Here is a 16070-nt window from a genome sequence, read left to right on the forward strand (position 1 = left end):
CCGGCCGCCGGCGCAGGGTCGGCAGATCCTCCCATGGCGCGGGCAGATCCGCGACGAGGTCGAAGTAGGTCATGTTGACCATGTCGCCGGTCCGGGGATCGCGCCAGGTCTCGTTGTCCACCTGCTGGAAGTTCGCGGCATCGAACGAAATGGGCACCGGCTCATGGTATCCGGCGGCACGCCGCGCGATCGTCGAGCTGATCGGTGATGACGATCTTGCCCCTGGCGTGGTGCCCGAGCATGTGGGCGACCGCATGGGCGGCCTCGTCCAAGGGGTAGGCGTTTTCGATGATCACCTTGACCGCACCGGACACCAAGAGTGCGGCGAGATCGTTGAGATTGTCCCGGTCGGGGAGGCAGGTGACGGTGCGGACATCGGTCGAGCCCCAACTCATCGCCTTCGCTCGGGCGATCCTCGGCAGGCTTCCGAAAACCCCTCGGGCGTTTCCGATGCTGTTGGGAATGAGTGTTCCGGTGGCGGTCAGCAGACGGGCTGTCGCCGAGGGCGGATGGTTCAACACGTTATCGAGGATCACGTCGTAGCGTTGGGTGCTGCGGGTGTAGTCTTCCCGGGTGTAGTCGATGATGTGGTCGGCGCCCAACGACTGCACGAACTCGATGTTGCGGGTGCCGCACACGCCGGTGACCTCAGCGCCGAGCGCCTTGGCGATCTGCACCGCGAGTGTCCCGACTCCGCCCGACGCGCCGTTGATCAGCACGTGTTTGCCCGGCTCGGCTCTACCCGCGTCGCGCATCGCCAGCAGCGCCGTGATTCCGGACATGACCGATGCCGCTGCCTCGTGGAACGACAGCTCGGCGGGTTTCGCGATCAGCTGGGACGCCGGTACCACCGTGAATTCGGCGAACGTGCCCGCCCGCGATGTCGCGCTGTTGTCCCACAGTGAACCGAAGACCTCGTCGCCGGGCCGGAAGCCGGTCACGTTCTTTCCCACGGACTCCACGATTCCCGCGATGTCACTTCCCCGCACCGTTGACGCGGGCCGACGGAGTCCGAACTCCAGTCGGAGGAGATACGGAACACCGGTCACCGCGAGCCAGTCCGGGGTGTTCACGCTGGTGGCTCGCATGCGTACCAGGACGTCGTCGTCGCCAGGAGTGGGGCGGGCGATGTCGTCGGCAACGAGTACCTGTTCCGGTAGGCCGTAGCCGCGTTGGACGATCGCCTTCATTGTGGTGTTCCGGTCGTCGCGGGGTGTGGTCGCGTTCGTCGATGCCGACATGGCTTCTCCTCGGACGGTCACGCCGGGCGGCGCGCGGCGTGGGTATGAGGCCATCCTGGCGAACAGGCCGACGTAGCACATCGGACGGGCGGTTGGATCTGCGCCGGCCGATAGGCCGGTGGTGCCGTGGTACTTTCGGCCGAGGTGCCAGCGTCAGCGCTCGACCCGGTCGGTCTCGTACGCCCAGATGACCAGTTCCACTCGATTGCGCGCGCCGAGCTTGGCCATGAGGCTCGCGATGTGGGTCTTGACCGTGCTCAGGCTGATGCGCAGCTCCGCGGCGATTTCGTGGTTGGTTCGTCCCCGGGCCACGGTGGCCAGTACCTGCTCCTCGCGGTCGGTGAGTTCCATGGCAGGCCGAAGCGGCGATGTCGCGCGTCCGGTGCCGGCGAAGGCGGTGAGCAGACGTGCGGTGACACTCGGGGCGATGAGCGCGTCGCCGCGTGCGGCGGCATGGATGGCCTGCGCTAGCATCGCGGGCCCGGCCTCTTTCAACAGGAATCCGCGCGCGCCGGCACGCAACGCCGCGTAGACGTACTCGTCGAGGTCGAACGTGGTGATGACGACCACGGCGAGGGGGTCATCGACGGTCGGCCCGGCGAGCCTGCGGGTGGCCTCGATGCCGTCGACGCCGGGCATGCGGATATCGAACAAGCACACATCCGGACGGAGATCGCGGGCAAGCCGGACGGCCTGCTCCCCGTCCGCGGCCGCGCCGACGACCTCGATTCCCGGTTGGGCGTCGAGAATCATCACCAGCCCGGTGCGGACTATCTCCTGGTCGTCGGCGACGACCACCCGGAGATTCGACGCCGGCAGCCCGCCCGCGGTCATGTCGCCGCGCCCGCGCGGGGTAGCACCGCCGTCACGGTCCACCCGCGGCCGGAGTTCGGGCCGGCTTCGCAGGTACCGCCCAGCAGGTCGGCGCGCTCCGCCATGCCGGCCAGCCCGTAACCCGGGGATCCGGCCGGGCGTGCGGGACCGCCGTCGCCGTCGTCCCGTACGAGCAGCCGTACCGCTGTGTCGTCGGCGGTGACACGCACTTCGATGCGGGTGGCGTGCCGGGCGTGACGCACCGCGTTGGTGATCGACTCCTGAGCCAAGCGGTAGATCGCGGTACCGACCGTCGTGGGCAGATCGCTGACATCACCACTGATCTCCACTTCCACGGACGGACCGTTACCAGCGGGACCGGCGAGCCGTGTCAAGTCGGTGATGCCGGGGTGCGGCGAGCGGGCTTCTTCGTCGTCGGGTTGGTCTCGCCGGAGCACTCGCACGATGGCGCGCATCTCGGCGAGCGTGCGCGCGGCCTCGGTCTCGATCAGGCGCAACGCCTCGACGGCGGCGCCGGGCGTGGACTGCGCGGTCGCCAGGCCGGCTTGGGCGCGAATCGCCATCGCCGACACGTGATGTGCGACGGTATCGTGCAGATCGCGGGCCAGTCGTTCGCGTTCGACCAACTTGACCTGATCGATTTCACGGGCTTTCGCCCGCGCCCGGTACCGGAAGGCCAAGCCCAGTGCGACGGCCGAGAACAGCACGATGAACCCTCCGGCGGCATCGGCGGCGGGAAGGCGGCCGGTCAGCATCGCGACGCCGGCGCTCGGGAAGGCGATCGCCGATCCGATCACCATGTCGCGCCCGGACCCCCACCGGTACAACCCGTACGGCAGCAGCAGCATCGCCCCCATCGCGGTGATGCCCGACTGATCGCCGTCCAGCAGCACCGTCGCCGCGGCCGAGCCGACGAAGGCGATGCCGATCATCAGCAGCGGTCGGCTCCGGCGCCACAACAGTGTGGGCATGATCGCGACCGCGACCGGTATCCACACGAACCTGTGCGAAATGCCCTCTCGGACCGAACCTTCGAGGATGGCGAGCGCCGTGGAGGTTCCCATCAGCGCCCAATCCCGCCATGACCGCCGCGGAGGATCGGACGCGTGGGGCTCGTTCCACATCGAGCGGAGCAGGTCGTGCACGCCTCAATGATCGCCCTTGGGCGGCGGGAACGCACCGGCGGTGGCAGGCTTCCCGTTTTCGATGCCGCCGCGGGCACGGATGCGCGAATCGGCGGCGCATCACGTGTTCCGGCGACTGCGACCGACCGGACCCGCCGCGCACGGGTAGCGCCCTGGGGCGGGCCGGGTCGCGACTACACCTCGCGGTTCTCGGATTTGATCATCCACGCCAGTTTCTCCAGCGAAGCGGTGATCTGGTGCAGCAGATCACTGGTGCTGGGGTCCTCGGCGTCCACCGCGTCGTGCACCGCACGGATGGTGTCGATCGCCGCGTAGGTCCGGGTGGTGATCAGCTCGACGACGTCGGCGGAGTTCACTTCTTGCGCGGGGAACGGGGGGAGGCTCGTCGTCGCGGCGACGGTGTCGGACCGTCCGTCGGGGACCGCGTCGAGGGCTCGCATCCGCTCGGCAATGGTGTCGCTGCCCTCCCTGGCCGCGTCGACGAGTTCGTCGAGCTGCAGATGGAGATCGCGGAAGTTGGCCCCGACGACGTTCCAGTGGGCCTGCTTGCCTTGCAGGTGCAGCTCGATGAGATCGACGAGGACACGCTGCAGGTCGGCGGCCAGCCGGGGCGAACCGGTGAAATTCCGGATCTCGTCGGCGAGACGCCGATTGGTTCGCTGCTGGGTCTGGTGTGCCGTGGTCATGGTCGCACTCCTTTCGGATCGTCGTGGACTACCAACCCCGACTTTATTGGAATCATTCCAGATTTCTCTGTCGGCTGGCTCACTGTGTTTCCCGTCTCACCCCGGGCACGGCGTGTCGTATCCACCGTGCAGTGCGATCCGGCTGTCGACCCAGGTGTCGATCGGTCGTACATCCGCCGGCGGGCGCTATCGCGCGCGGGGCGGGGCGCCTCCGCCGGGGATGGCGGCATGGCGGACGGTCGTGTACTCGGCTTGCACCTTGTAGTACCGCGAGTGGGGACCGTAGGCGGCGTAGAGGGTGAAGCCGCGTGGCCCTTCGAACGCGCGCGGCGCCCCGTCGACGAAACGGGCCAGCACCGGATCGAGGTCGCGCGGGAAATTCGATTCCTGTCCGCACAACCCGCTTCGGTAGCGACGTGCACCGTCACTCGAACCATGGCAGGTTTGCAGCGTGAACGTGTCAGAGTTGATCTACAACGTAGTAGTCGTCGCGCACCTGCTCGGCATGGCGGCCGTGGTGGGCGGGTATGTGGCCGGGCGGCCTCGGGTCTCGGAGGTCATGGTCTGGGGTGCGCGGTTGCAGGTGGTCACCGGGTTGATCCTGGTCGGCATGGCCGAATCGATCGACTCGCTCGGTAAGGACCCGAACATGGTGAAGATCGGCGCGAAGCTGGTCGTGGCGGTGGCTGTGGCCGCGTTCGCCGAGATCGGGCATGCGGACGAGAAGCGAGGCAAGTCGGTGCCGTGGCTGACCGATGCCGCGGGTGTGCTGGCGATCGTGAACGTCCTTGTGGCCGTGCTGTGGACCTGACGTGTCCGGCGCCGCATGGGCATGGTCGCGGACCGAGCAGCAGTCCTCACACCGTGACGGTCGCGTGGACGAGATTATGGTCGGAAACCCCGCCGATGTCGTCGACCGACGCCGCCGTGACGGTCGCGCCGTGCACCACCACGTGGTCGATGTGCTGCGACTTCGTGCCCGAGGAACGCGGGCGGGTGGGCAGCCCGCCCGCGAGGTGTTCGGCGACCACGAAGTGGTCACCCAGCGCGGTGGCGACGGTGGTGCGGTCGATGTTGAAGTCGCCCAGCAGCACCGCGGCGTCCTCCGGGGCGTCGGTGGCGAGTTCGGCCAGGCGGGTGAGCTGGTCGGCGCGCCGCCGATCGCCGGTGACGTGGGTGGCGATCACCGTCACCCCGCCGACGTCGACGACGAGGGCACCCTTGCCGTGGTCCTGTGCGAAGGATTCGGCCGTCACCCCCCGGCTCGGCTCCGCGGTGAGCACCACGAGGTACTCACCGCCGTCGAGCAGAGAGCTGGGCAGGCGCCGGGGCGTCGGTAGCCGCTGGTACCGCATCGCGTGGAACGTGCGGTCCGGCAGCGCCATTCGCAGACTGGCCAGTTGATCGCCGCTGACCTCCTGTAACGCGATCACCCGCTCGGTGCGCTCGGCCACCCGCGCGGTGACTTCGGCGATCCGTGCCCCCTCGTCCGGCCAGCGAGTGGCGACGTCCTCGTACCAGTTCTCGGCGTGGACGCGATGCAGGACGTTCCAAGTGGCCACCGTGATCACCTTCGCGATGGTATGCGAACCGGGTGGAACAGGTTGCGGTCCGGGCCGCGGGCGCGGCCCCGCAATCGAACGCATCGACAAGCGTCCCTGGACCCGGCCGGGAACGCAGGCTCGCTCTCGCGGATGCACACGGAATCTCCACAATCGACGCCGGATCTCTCCACGGCCGGTGGCTAGGGTTCGGGGCATGGAACACAGCGCACCGGCGCGGGCCGCACGGCGGATCCTTGTGGTGGACGACGAGATGACCATCGCCGAATCCGTCGCGGCGCGGCTGCGGGCGGAGGGATACACCGTCGACCTGGCGCACGACGGGCCCTCGGCTGTCACCGCGGCCGAGGCGGTTGGCCCCGACCTCGTGGTGCTCGATGTCATGCTGCCGGGATTCGACGGACTGGAGGTGTGTCGCCGCATTCAGGCGCGTCGTCCGGTGCCCGTGCTCATGCTCACCGCGCGCGCCGACGAAACCGACCAGCTCGTCGGGTTGGGGGTCGGCGCGGACGACTATCTCACGAAGCCGTTCTCGCTGCGCGTGCTCGCCGCCCGGGTGCACGCGCTGCTGCGCAGGCTGGATCGGGCGGCCGACCACGAGGGCGCGACGATCCTCGTCGGTGACCTCCGGATCGATGTCGACCAGCGCCGGGTCTGGCGCGCGGAGGTGGAGGCCCTGCTCACGCCGCTGGAATTCGATCTGCTCACCCGGCTGGCCCGTCGCCCGCGCACGGTGCTCGCGCGGGAGCGGCTGCTCGAAGATGTCTGGGACTGGTCCGACGCGGCGGGCACCCGCGCGGTCGACAGCCACATCAAGGCGTTGCGCCGCAAACTCGGCGCCGACCTGATCCGCACCGTGCGCGGCGTCGGATACGCCCTGGAGGCCCGGTGAGTTCCCGCGAGAGCGCCGGGGTGGAGCGCGAAATGTCGAGCGCGCCAGCGTATTTCGCCGTGCGCCGACAGGTGCGCCGGGCGAGCGACCGGATCGCCGAGCTGTTGCCCCGGCCTCTGGATCCGGTGAAGTCGATCAAACTGAAGCTCGCCATCCTCATGCTGTGCTCCGGCGGCGTCGCGTTCGGGTTCTTCCGGTTCAAGATCGGCTGGCTGCCCCCGCGCACCACGCTCACCGCGGGGGTGATCGCGTTGCTCACTTCGCAGTTCCTCGCCCACGGCATCACCAGACCGCTGCGGGAGATGACCGCGGCGGCGAAACGGATGGCCCAGGGCGACTATACCCTTCGGGTGCGGGCGAGCTCGCGCGATGAAGTCGGGCAACTGGCCGAGGCGTTCAACCAGATGGCGGCCGACCTCGCGGCGGCCGACCGGCAACGCCGCGATCTGATCGCGAACGTCTCGCACGAATTGCGCACGCCCATCACCGCTTTGCAGGCGGTGCTGGAGAACCTCGTCGACGGCGTCTCCCAACCCGACCCGGCGACCCTGCGCACCGCGCTCGCCCAGACCGAACGGCTCACCCTGCTGGTCTCCGAATTGCTCGATCTCTCCAGCATCGAAGCGGGCGCCTTTCCGCTCGACCGCGAGGAGCTGCCGATCGCGCCGCTGCTGGCCGACGTCGTCGCCGAAGCGGAAGTCATGACCGCCGCGCTCGGACGCGGCGTGCGGTTTCGCACCGATGTGCTGCCCGGCGCCGCGCGCGTGTACGCCGACCGTGCGCGTCTGCACCAGGTGCTGCTCAACCTGCTCGACAACGCCGCTCGCCACGGCCCCGCGGGCGGTGAAGTCCGCCTGGCCGCGCGTGCCTCGCAAGGGGAGGTCGTGATCGACGTCGAGGACGACGGCCCCGGCATCCCGCTCGCCGAACGCGCCCAGGTCTTCGACCGGTTCACCAGAGGTGGCCGTACGACCGGTGGGGGCACCGGGCTGGGCTTGGCCATCGCCCGCTGGGTGGTCGACCTGCACGGCGGCACTATCGCGGTCGCCGAGCCGGGCTCCCGTATCCGGGTGGTTCTGCCCGGACGCTGACCTGCCACATCTCCCACCCGGACCGCAGGGCGGTGCCGGGATGATTCCGCACGCCTATCGAAGGGATGAACCCATGCCGCCGGAACCCGAATCCGCCTCGACGGCCGACTCTGCGGCCTCGGCTGCTCCGAGCGCCGAATCTGCTTCCTCCGCACCGGATCTCAGCGCTGCCACCGGCGAGCCCGCCGCCGGATCGGAGGGATGGACAGCGGTCCGCGCCACACCCGGCACACCGGACAGCGGTTCGGTGCCGCCTTCCCTCGGCGGGCCCACCGTCTGGTGGCGGCCACCGAAGTGGCGGCGGGTGGCCTGTCCTCCGGGCGTGGTGCCCGCCGCGCTCGTCTCCGGTCTGGCAGCGGCGATCCTCATCCACTGGGACCGGCCCGGCATCGGCTGGGTCCTCGCCGCCGGAATCGCCGCGACGGCGGTCTTCCTCGTCGACCGGAACGCCCGAAGGGCCGCAGGGAGCACGACCGAAGCCCTCGCAAAGCCGGAAAAGAAGACCGAAACAGACACGGCGACACCGAGTTACGCGCGTCGAGCGCGGTGCGCGGGACGTATATGGTGGGCGGCGCTCGCACTTGCCCTGCTCGCGGTAGGTGCCGTCCGCGCCGCGGGCTGGCTGTTCGCCTTGTGTGTGGTCGCGGCAGGTGTCGCCGGTTCGCTGGCGGTCGTCGGACGACGCTCGGCGAACGGCATCCTCTACGACACTCTGGCGGTCGGGCTGGAGGCGGTTGCCGCCGTGCCGTGGGTGTATGCCGGTACCGCCGGGGTGCGCGGGGCGCACACGCCACGGGCTCGGCGGCTCGGGTTGTCGGTGGCCGTGACCGTCGCGCTGCTCGCGGTGTTCGTTCCGTTGCTCGGCAGCGCCGATGCGATGTTCGCCGCGCTGCTCGAGACCGTGACGCCGGACCTGGACATCCCCTCGGTGGTGCGGTGGATCGTGTTGTTCGCGGTGGTCGCGCTCGGGGCGCTCGGCGCGTTGTTCGTGCTCGCGGGCCCGCCGCCACCTGCCACCGTCCGCACGGGTCGGCGAACCTTGCGCCGTTCGGAATGGGCACTGCCGGTGAGTGCGCTCGCGATCCTGTTCGCGGCGTTCGTCGCGACCCAATTCGTCGTACTCTTCGGCGGCGACGACCACGTGCGGAAGACCTCCGGCCTGACCTACGCCGAGTACGCGCGCACCGGGTTCTGGCAGCTGTCGGCCGTCACCGTCTTGACTCTCGCGGTGCTCGCGGTCGTGTTGCGCTGGGCGGCTCAGGACACGCCCGCGGACCGGTGGTGGCTGCGCGGGCTGCTGACGGCGGTGAGCGTGCTCGCGCTGGTGATCGTCGCCTCTGCGCTCGGCCGGATGTGGACCTACCAGCAGGCCTACGGTTTCACGGTACTGCGCCTGCTGGTGGAAGCCTGCGAACTGTGGCTCGGTCTGGTCTATGTCCTGGTCCTGGCCGCGGTGCTGCGGCTGCGGCGGGCGTGGCTGCCGCGGGCTGTGGTCGGCACCGCCATGGCGACGCTGCTGGCGCTGGCCGTGTCGGATCCGGAGCGGCTGATCGCCGAGGAGAACATCGATCGCTGGCAGCGGGGCAAAGCGCTGGACACCGAATACCTGGTCACGCTCTCGCCGGATATCCTGCCCGCGGTCGAACGGCTCCCGGAGCCGTTGCGCGCCGAGGTGCGCGCCCGGCTGCGGGCCGATCTCGGCGAGGACACGTGGCAGAGCTGGAATTTGTCCCGAGTGAGAGCGCGCTGAGCTTTCCTGCAATACACTTGTATTATCGCTGATCGTGGGTTATAACTGGCCCGAGTGGGCGCTGTTGTCGCTGGTGGGAATCGACCCGCGTGAAGTGCTGCAGGTGCTCATGGGCGCCCGCCGATGGCCTCGGCAGGCGCGCGGCCGGAACGAGCTCGCGGTCCTGACGGTGTGGGGCCGGACCGAGGCGGGCCGGCCGCTCATCGTCGCTGTCCGCCGCACCGAAGGCTGGCAGTGGGACATTCTGGGCGCGGTCGAGATGACCGAGGCCCAGGTGGCCGAACTCGAGCGTTGGGAGTACACCGATGACTGACTATCCGACCAACCCGCAGGACGTCCGGGACTTCCTCTCCGGTCTGGAATACAGCGAGGCGCCGGTCGACCCGGCCGAGTTGCCCCCGCCGCTGCGCGCCGAGGACACGGTCACCGTCACCACCTCGCTGCGCATCCCATTGGAGTTGCACCAGCGGGTCAAGAAGGCCGCCGAGCAGCGCAACGTGACCATGTCCGCGCTCATCCGCGACTGGATGGAACTGGAACTGGCCGCCTTGGACAACGACCAGCCCATTTCGCGCGCCGACGCCCTGCGAGCGCTGGCCGCCCTGCACCCCTTGCGTCAGTCGGCTTAGCGGGTCCGCCAGTAGGTCACCGGATACGGGTCGGGCCGGCGATAGAGGTTTCACGCTCGGCGGATGAGGCTACGGATGGTGATGATCGCGGTGGACAGTGCGATGAAGAACTCGACGCAGACCCGGCGGCATCAGTGCATCGGCGGAGCTTGCCGACGTTGTTCCACGAGTCGTGCGTTCCACGACCCACCGTCCGTCGGCTTGGATCGGGGATTCGTTCGCCCCGTTCGGCGATCTTCGCGGTAATGCTTCGGGTCACGAGGTCGGGTCGGCGACCGGCTTCTTCTCGGCCGCTGGACTTTGGGCGGTAGCGGGGGATCGCAGCAGCATGGCGGCGAGGAGGAGAGCGATGATGACGAGGCCCGAGCCGATACGGAAGGCAAGCTGGTAGCCAGCCGTGAGAGCGCAGGCTGTGCTTGCTCCCGCGCCCAGCAGGGCATCTGTATGGGAGGTGGCGAGCGTGCTGAGGACCGCGAGGCCGAAGGCGCTGCCGACCTGCTGCATGGTGTTGAACATGCCGGAGGCGATCCCCGAGTCGTGGGGCGTGGCCGCAGACATCGCGAGCGTCGCCAGCGACGGCATCGAGAGGCCGAAGCCGATGCCCAGCGGCAGCAGCGCGGGCAGGACGTCCACGGTGTAGCTCCCATCGGCAGGCACGCGGCCGAGCACGGCGAGACCTGCCGTGATGAGCGAGAGTCCTGGCAGGAGCACGGCGCGGGGACCGAAGCGTGCGATCAGCTCGGGCGAGATGCCGAGGGACAACACGCCGATCGCGACCGAGACCGGGACGATGCCGAGACCGGTGTCTATCTCATCGAAGCCGAGCACCTTCTGCAGGTAGAGCACACACAGGAACTGGAAGCTGAACATCCCGGCCACCATGAGAGCCTGGATGCCCATCGCCGCTGAGATGTTGCGCGAGCGGAACACACGCAGCGACAGAAGCGGGTGGTTCACCTGCGCCTGACGGGCGACGAATGCCAGGAGCAGGGCGAGTGCCGCCGCGCCGAAGCTCAGCGTGTGTGCGGAAGTCCATCCGTAGCTGGTGGTCTCGACGATCGTGTAGACGCTGAGCATCAGGCCGGATGTGACCAGGACCGCGCCGATGACGTCGGTCCCCTTCTCCAGTCCGGCACCGTGCTCGGACGCGAGCATGCGCCCGGCCGACAGCGCGGCCACGATGCCGATCGGAATGTTGACGAAGAAGATCCAGTGCCAGCTGATGGCCTGCGTCAGAACGCCCCCGGCGAGCAGACCCATCGAGCCGCCGGCGGACTGGACGAAACTGTAGACGCCGATGGCCTTGGCCCGCTCGTTCGGCTGGGGGAACAGGGTCACGACCATGCCGAGGGTGACAGCGGAGGTCACCGCGCCGCCGATGCCTTGGACGAACCGGGAAGCGAGCAGCATCGCCGGGTCCTGGGACACACCGCACAACAGCGAGGCGGTCGTGAAGATGCTCAGGCCCGTGATGAAGACGCGCTTGCGCCCGACGAGGTCGCCGAGCCGTCCGGACAGCAGCAGCAGACCACCGAACGGGACCAGGTAGGCGTTGATCACCCAGGCCAGGCCCGACGGGGAGAACCCGAGGTCCTGCTGTATGGACGGCAGCGCCACGTTCACGATGGTCCCGTCGAGAATGACCATCAACTGCCCGGCACAGAGTACGGCGAGTGCCGACCACCGTGATGTCTGTGCTGATGCGTTGCTTCTCCGCACGGGCTTCCTCCAATAGTGCATGAGTTGTTACAGAAGTCATCATCTGTAACGATTGCTCGTGGCGGAAGGAGGCACTTTCATGTCACACAGTCACACCGATGTGTCCGACCAGGTCAGCAACGAGGCGTGCCCGCTTGCCGAGGTCCTCGACCACGTCGCGGGCAAATGGAGCATTGGAATCCTCGTCGCCGCCGCACACCGACCGGTCCGATTCACCGAGTTGGAACGCACCATCACAGGCATCAGTCGCCGCATGCTGACCTTGAACCTGCGCAAGCTGGAACGCGACGGCCTGCTCATTCGGACCGTCTACCCCAGCGTGCCGCCCAAAGTGGAATACAGCCTCACGCCCATGGCCCGCGAACTCCACGCAACCCTCACCGGGCTCGTCGGCTGGGCAGAACGCCACCGAGCCGACATCACCGCCGCCCGCGCCACCTACGACGCCGCCACGGCGCCGACTCCCTGACGCCGACGGAGGACCCGGGCAGGCGTATCGCGCTGATACGGCGTTCAGAAGGTGATCTCAGCTCGGCTCGGCCGGTCCGGAACCGATTCCGTTCAGTGCCCGGCGCACCGCGTCGGCCGGGTCGTCCGCGCTCACCGTCGCCGTCAGTGGACGCCCGTTCGCATCGTGAATCTCCCAACCGCCCAGGGAGACAACGGGAATTCCGCCGCGTCGCCGGGCGAGGGCGATCTCCGAGAGCGTGCCCCACGAGCCGCCGATGACGATCACCGCGTCCGCCGACTCGACGAGGATCGCGTTGCGCGCCTCACCCATGTTCGTGAACAGCACCGCGGACAACCCGGGACACGCCGCGTCGCGGTCGGTGTCCGGACGCACGCCGATCACCAGCCCACCGACCTCGGCGGCACCGGCGGCTACCGCGGCCATCACCCCCGACCCGCCGCCGCACAAGACGGTGACCCCGGCCCGCGCCAAGAGCGCGCCGACCGCGCGAGCCCAGTCCGCCTCCTGTCGCGTGCACTCCCTGGGCCCGCAGACCGCGACCTGCCGCATCGGCGTCATCCCGCGGGCCGCGGCGCCACGACCGATGCCAGGCGCTCCCGCAATGCCACGGCATCGTGCGGCGCCCGCACTTTCGCGTCGTTGTCGAAATAGGTATAGACGTCCAGCGATCCGGCCCACGAGCGAATCTTCTCCGCCCACATGTCCAAGCCCTCGTCGGTGTACCCGCTGACGTAGAGCTCGTCGTGCCCGTGCAACCGGATGTAGACGAAGTCGGCGGTGACTTCCTCCAGCAGCGGATACTTGCCCGCCGCGTCGGCGACGACCAGGGCCACCTCGTGCCGGCCGAGCAAGTCGGTGAACGCCGGGGTCACGAAGCTGTCGTGCCGGATCTCCAGCGCATGCCGCATCGGCCGGTCGGCGTCGATGCTCGTGTGCGCGGGGTCGACGCGGTGATCGTGCCTGCGTGCGATCTCGGCGGCCTGCTCGGTGCTGCGCGGCAGCGCGGCCAGGAAGGCGTCCAGCACGTCGGCGTCGAAGCGGAAGGTCGGCGGCAGTTGCCACAGAATCGGCCCGAGCTTGGGTCCGAGTGCCAGCGGGCCGGACGCGAGGAAGTTGGCCAGCAGTTCGTCACCGTCGCGCAGCCGCTTCATATGTGTGATGAAGCGGCTTCCCTTCACTGCGAAGAGGAAATCGTCCGGTGTCTGCTGCGCCCACTTCTGATAGCTCGAGGGACGTTGCAGTGCGTAGAACGAGCCGTTGATTTCCACGCTGTCGAGTTGCTCGGACAGATAGGCCAGCTCGCGCTTGTGCGCCAAGCCCTGCGGATAGAACGTCCCGCGCCAGGGCGGGTAGACCCAGCCCGACGTGCCGATCCTGATCTGGCCCATCTCTCCATGGTGGCAAATTCGCTACGCCGGTGCGGTCCTCGCCGCCACCGTGCCGACCAGCCGGGCCACCGCCAGCGCCACCAGGAACGACAGCAGCGATGCGCTCATCCACGCCTGCGCGGTGAAGTGCAGAGCCTGTCGAGCCCGATCCCAGAACTCGGTCCACACACCGGCATCACCGGGGTTGATCAGTTGATACACCGCGAACCCTGCCGACCACGCGACCACCATGCCCCATCGCGCGGGCGCGTCGGGCGCGGTGTTCCACTCGCGGTGGGCACGCAGGAAGAAGTCGGCGACCAACACGCCGAGCAGCGGCACGAACACCGAACCGATGAGTCCCAGGAAACCGAAATAATTCGTCATGTCCAAGCGCAGCGCCAGCACCGTGATCAGGGCGCCGAGGCCGATCGACAGCACTCGGCGGTCGACGCGCGGCGCGAGATTCTGGATCGACACAGCGGTGGAGTAGACATTGGCGAAGGATTGGTCGGCCTCCCGCAGCACGAAGACGAAGAAAAACACCGCGCCGAGACTCACCTGCAAAAACGGTGCATACGGCCCGCCTTCGCCGGTCGCGAGCGCCAGCGCGAACAGGCCGAGGACGTAGGCGATGATCTGGGTGAGCGCGTACGCGCCGGCGGCCGCGCCGAACGCCGAGCGGCCGGTGCGGGAGTGCCGGGTGTAGTCGGCGGCTACCGGCACCCACGAGATCGAGACGGCCAAGGCGGCATCGGTGGCGACCCAGAAGAGGCTCCAGTCGACGCCGAACGGTCCGCTCCCGCTCGGTCCGGGGTTCACCCGCAGATCGGGCAGGCCGGCGCGGAAGAACTGCGCATAGAACCAGACCAGGGCGATGACGACACCGGCGGTCACGAACCTGCGCAGCAGACGGACCGAGCCGAGCGGCCAGATCGTCAGTACGGTCGTGAGCACACCCGCGACCACGACATACAGCCAGTGCGGGCCGCCGCCGAACAGCTCCCCGGCCGCTTCCCCGATGACGATCAGCTCGAACGTCCCCCAGCCGATCAATTGCGCGATGTTGAGCACGGTCGGCAGATAACTGAGTTTCGCGCCGAACAGCCCGCGCAGCAGCACCATGGCGGGTTGCCCGGTACGCGCGCCGGTCAGCGCCGCGGCGCCGAGCATCAGCCCGCCGAGCAGGGTGCCGAGGACGGTCGCCAGGATGCCCGCCGCGATCGAGATCTGCGCGGCTCCCGCAGAGTTCGGCGCGAGCACCGTGTACGCGCCGGAGAACGCGATGAGGCTGACACCGAGATTGGCCCAGAACGCGCTCTGGTCCCAGAACGAGAGCACCTTCGGCGCGGGCTGGTCGAGGGTCAGCGGGGCTTCGTGCGCCGCGCTCGCGCGGGTGGTCGACATGACGGAAACGCTCTCCCTACGCCGGCATTACCCGGACAGGTTCATGCGGTCGGCGACGCGTGCGGTCCGCCCTCTCAGCCCGGCCGTGCCCGAGCTCCCGCGCTGGGGTGATTCCGCGAATAGTACACCCGCCATCTGACGAATCTGCTGCTCGGCCCGGGGATCTCGCGATCGATCCGGCGCGCTTCGCCCCGCATCGCTTCGAGCACTGGACCGACGAGCGGGTGCGCGACACGCGCCGGCCCACTATCAGGGTATCTACGACACCCACTGAGCTTGCCGGATCATGCTCGCACCGCCGCAGTTGCCGACGTGCGGCTCAGCCCATGGCGAAGGAGGCGGCGAACCACGCGAGCAGGACCAGCACCGCACCGACCAACGCGCCCGGGAACATCGCCCGTCCGTGCCGTGCCGCCGTCATCGACCACAACGCGCCCAAGGCGAAGCCGACGATCCCGCCACCGACCATGATCCAGACGCCCGCGCTGGTGTCGACCCGGCACTCCGGCTTGGACGCGCAGATGCCGCCCGCCATCAGGAACCACGGCGCGAGGACCGTCGACATGGCCGCCAGTGTCGCGGGCAGGAACCACAACAGCGCGCTGACGACGAGGTCCGCGGTCCGCGGGGGCTCGACGGCGCGGGTCTCGGGCTCGCGCGTCGGATAGCCGGAGGGGGTCGTGCCGTGGGACACCTGGCTCAGGTAACCGTGCATCGTGTCTCGCTATCGCTTGTCGGTGGAGTCGACCGGGCCGATGGAAGTTATACACGAGCCATTTGCACGTCGAAGTGCTTGTCTCCCCAGGGATGCGGTCGCGCGGAGGGTCTGCCGTATCGGGTCGGATGGGTCCGCCCGTCCTGCCGCCGGTGGCGAATACGTAGTGGCACCGGGGGATTCGCGAGTGTGCACGGTGCTGCCGGATCATCCGGTGATCGTGGGCGGAGCATCGGGCGGCGAGGTGTCTCGAAAAGCCTTGCGCTGCAACGGAAGAAACATATCAGCGCAGTTCACTGCACGTTCTGCACGAGACGGGGGAGTTGATCGATATCTTCTGCGCGGCGGGGCAGCGTCGATGTGGGTAGAGCAGTACGCAGAATTTGATCATCGACATCCTGGTACTGCTGCGCACCGACGACCGGTTCGGCGGCGATGTCCTCGGCGTGCGCGCGTCGGCTCGAGACGCGCTGGACGAGGTGCTGTTCACCGATCCGCCGATGGCGAGTTTCTCGGCCACCCGCGGCCGAGGCGGTGCGGGGGTTGCTCGAGGCGCGGTC

18 protein-coding genes and 1 riboswitch are annotated in these 16070 nt (G+C 68.7%); of the genes, 7 read left to right on the forward strand and 11 right to left on the reverse strand.

Translation table 11 applies throughout. The features are described 5' to 3' along the window. Window positions 1–161: 161 nt before the first annotated feature. From ACT89H_RS05525 to ACT89H_RS05545, 5 genes are all read right to left on the reverse strand, one after another. The gene (locus ACT89H_RS05525; protein WP_445107410.1) at window positions 162–1241 is read right to left on the reverse strand and encodes an NAD(P)-dependent alcohol dehydrogenase; all 1080 of its coding nucleotides are present in this window, start codon (window positions 1239–1241) and stop codon (window positions 162–164) included. A gap of 153 nt (window positions 1242–1394) precedes the next feature. Then, a complete protein-coding gene (locus tag ACT89H_RS05530; RefSeq protein ID WP_445107411.1) occupies window positions 1395–2075 on the reverse strand; it encodes a response regulator in 681 nt (226 codons plus the stop codon). Continuing rightward, window positions 2072–3139 carry a sensor histidine kinase gene (locus ACT89H_RS05535; protein WP_445107412.1) on the reverse strand — a complete coding sequence of 356 codons (1068 nt, stop codon included), beginning with the start codon at window positions 3137–3139 and terminating at the stop codon, window positions 2072–2074. Before ACT89H_RS05535 ends, ACT89H_RS05530 begins: the two co-directional genes overlap by 4 nt. 254 nt (window positions 3140–3393) lie before the next feature. Then, a complete protein-coding gene (locus ACT89H_RS05540; protein WP_445107413.1) occupies window positions 3394–3906 on the reverse strand; it encodes a Dps family protein in 513 nt (170 codons plus the stop codon). A gap of 186 nt (window positions 3907–4092) precedes the next feature. After that, on the reverse strand, window positions 4093–4305 hold the full coding sequence (locus ACT89H_RS05545) for a hypothetical protein (RefSeq protein ID WP_445107414.1): 213 nt from the start codon (window positions 4303–4305) through the stop codon (window positions 4093–4095). 106 nt (window positions 4306–4411) lie between these two features. Between ACT89H_RS05545 and ACT89H_RS05550 the strand changes: the two genes are divergently transcribed. Continuing rightward, complete coding sequence (locus tag ACT89H_RS05550; protein WP_445108233.1) at window positions 4412–4717, forward strand: hypothetical protein; 306 nt, start codon at window positions 4412–4414, stop codon at window positions 4715–4717. A gap of 46 nt (window positions 4718–4763) precedes the next feature. On the opposite strand, the gene ACT89H_RS05555 is transcribed toward ACT89H_RS05550, so the two are convergent. Further along, window positions 4764–5468, reverse strand: coding sequence for an endonuclease/exonuclease/phosphatase family protein (locus ACT89H_RS05555; RefSeq protein WP_445107415.1), 705 nt, complete (start codon window positions 5466–5468; stop codon window positions 4764–4766). A 196-nt stretch (window positions 5469–5664) separates the two neighbouring features. On the opposite strand from ACT89H_RS05555, the gene ACT89H_RS05560 reads away from it, so the two are divergent. The 5 genes from ACT89H_RS05560 (at window position 5665) to ACT89H_RS05580 (ending at window position 9830) form a co-directional block, all read left to right on the forward strand. Beyond that, window positions 5665–6360 carry a response regulator gene (locus tag ACT89H_RS05560; protein WP_445107416.1) on the forward strand — a complete coding sequence of 232 codons (696 nt, stop codon included), beginning with the start codon at window positions 5665–5667 and terminating at the stop codon, window positions 6358–6360. Between the two features lie 32 nt (window positions 6361–6392). Further along, the gene (locus ACT89H_RS05565) at window positions 6393–7451 is read left to right on the forward strand and encodes a HAMP domain-containing sensor histidine kinase (RefSeq protein ID WP_445107417.1); all 1059 of its coding nucleotides are present in this window, start codon (window positions 6393–6395) and stop codon (window positions 7449–7451) included. A 73-nt stretch (window positions 7452–7524) separates the two neighbouring features. Next, a complete protein-coding gene (locus tag ACT89H_RS05570; RefSeq protein ID WP_445107418.1) occupies window positions 7525–9201 on the forward strand; it encodes a DUF4153 domain-containing protein in 1677 nt (558 codons plus the stop codon). A gap of 34 nt (window positions 9202–9235) precedes the next feature. Continuing rightward, complete coding sequence (locus ACT89H_RS05575; RefSeq protein WP_445107419.1) at window positions 9236–9514, forward strand: hypothetical protein; 279 nt, start codon at window positions 9236–9238, stop codon at window positions 9512–9514. Beyond that, a complete protein-coding gene (locus ACT89H_RS05580; protein WP_445107420.1) occupies window positions 9507–9830 on the forward strand; it encodes a ribbon-helix-helix domain-containing protein in 324 nt (107 codons plus the stop codon). Before ACT89H_RS05575 ends, ACT89H_RS05580 begins: the two co-directional genes overlap by 8 nt. A 255-nt stretch (window positions 9831–10085) precedes the next feature. On the opposite strand, the gene ACT89H_RS05585 is transcribed toward ACT89H_RS05580, so the two are convergent. After that, window positions 10086–11549, reverse strand: coding sequence for an MFS transporter (locus ACT89H_RS05585; protein ID WP_445107421.1), 1464 nt, complete (start codon window positions 11547–11549; stop codon window positions 10086–10088). A 79-nt stretch (window positions 11550–11628) separates the two neighbouring features. Here ACT89H_RS05585 and ACT89H_RS05590 point away from each other — a divergent pair, with 79 nt between their 5' ends. Further along, window positions 11629–12018 (forward strand): winged helix-turn-helix transcriptional regulator, encoded by a 390-nt coding sequence (locus tag ACT89H_RS05590; RefSeq protein ID WP_445107422.1) that lies wholly within the window; start codon window positions 11629–11631, stop codon window positions 12016–12018. 57 nt (window positions 12019–12075) lie between these two features. Here the strand turns inward: ACT89H_RS05590 and ACT89H_RS05595 are convergent, their stop codons facing one another. The 4 genes from ACT89H_RS05595 to ACT89H_RS05610 form a co-directional block, all read right to left on the reverse strand. After that, window positions 12076–12570, reverse strand: a complete 495-nt coding sequence (locus ACT89H_RS05595) for an SLOG cluster 4 domain-containing protein (RefSeq protein ID WP_445107423.1) — start codon at window positions 12568–12570, stop codon at window positions 12076–12078. 5 nt (window positions 12571–12575) lie between these two features. Beyond that, window positions 12576–13409, reverse strand: coding sequence for a DUF72 domain-containing protein (locus ACT89H_RS05600; RefSeq protein WP_445107424.1), 834 nt, complete (start codon window positions 13407–13409; stop codon window positions 12576–12578). Window positions 13410–13430: 21 nt separating this feature from the next. Continuing rightward, complete coding sequence (locus ACT89H_RS05605; RefSeq protein ID WP_445107425.1) at window positions 13431–14795, reverse strand: purine-cytosine permease family protein; 1365 nt, start codon at window positions 14793–14795, stop codon at window positions 13431–13433. After that, a riboswitch (TPP riboswitch) is annotated at window positions 14792–14906 on the reverse strand. (Overlaps the previous gene by 4 nt.) Window positions 14907–15114: 208 nt before the next feature. After that, window positions 15115–15510, reverse strand: a complete 396-nt coding sequence (locus tag ACT89H_RS05610; protein WP_445107426.1) for a hypothetical protein — start codon at window positions 15508–15510, stop codon at window positions 15115–15117. Between the last annotated feature and the right edge of the window lie 560 nt (window positions 15511–16070).

Source organism: Nocardia aegles (assembly GCF_052545135.1).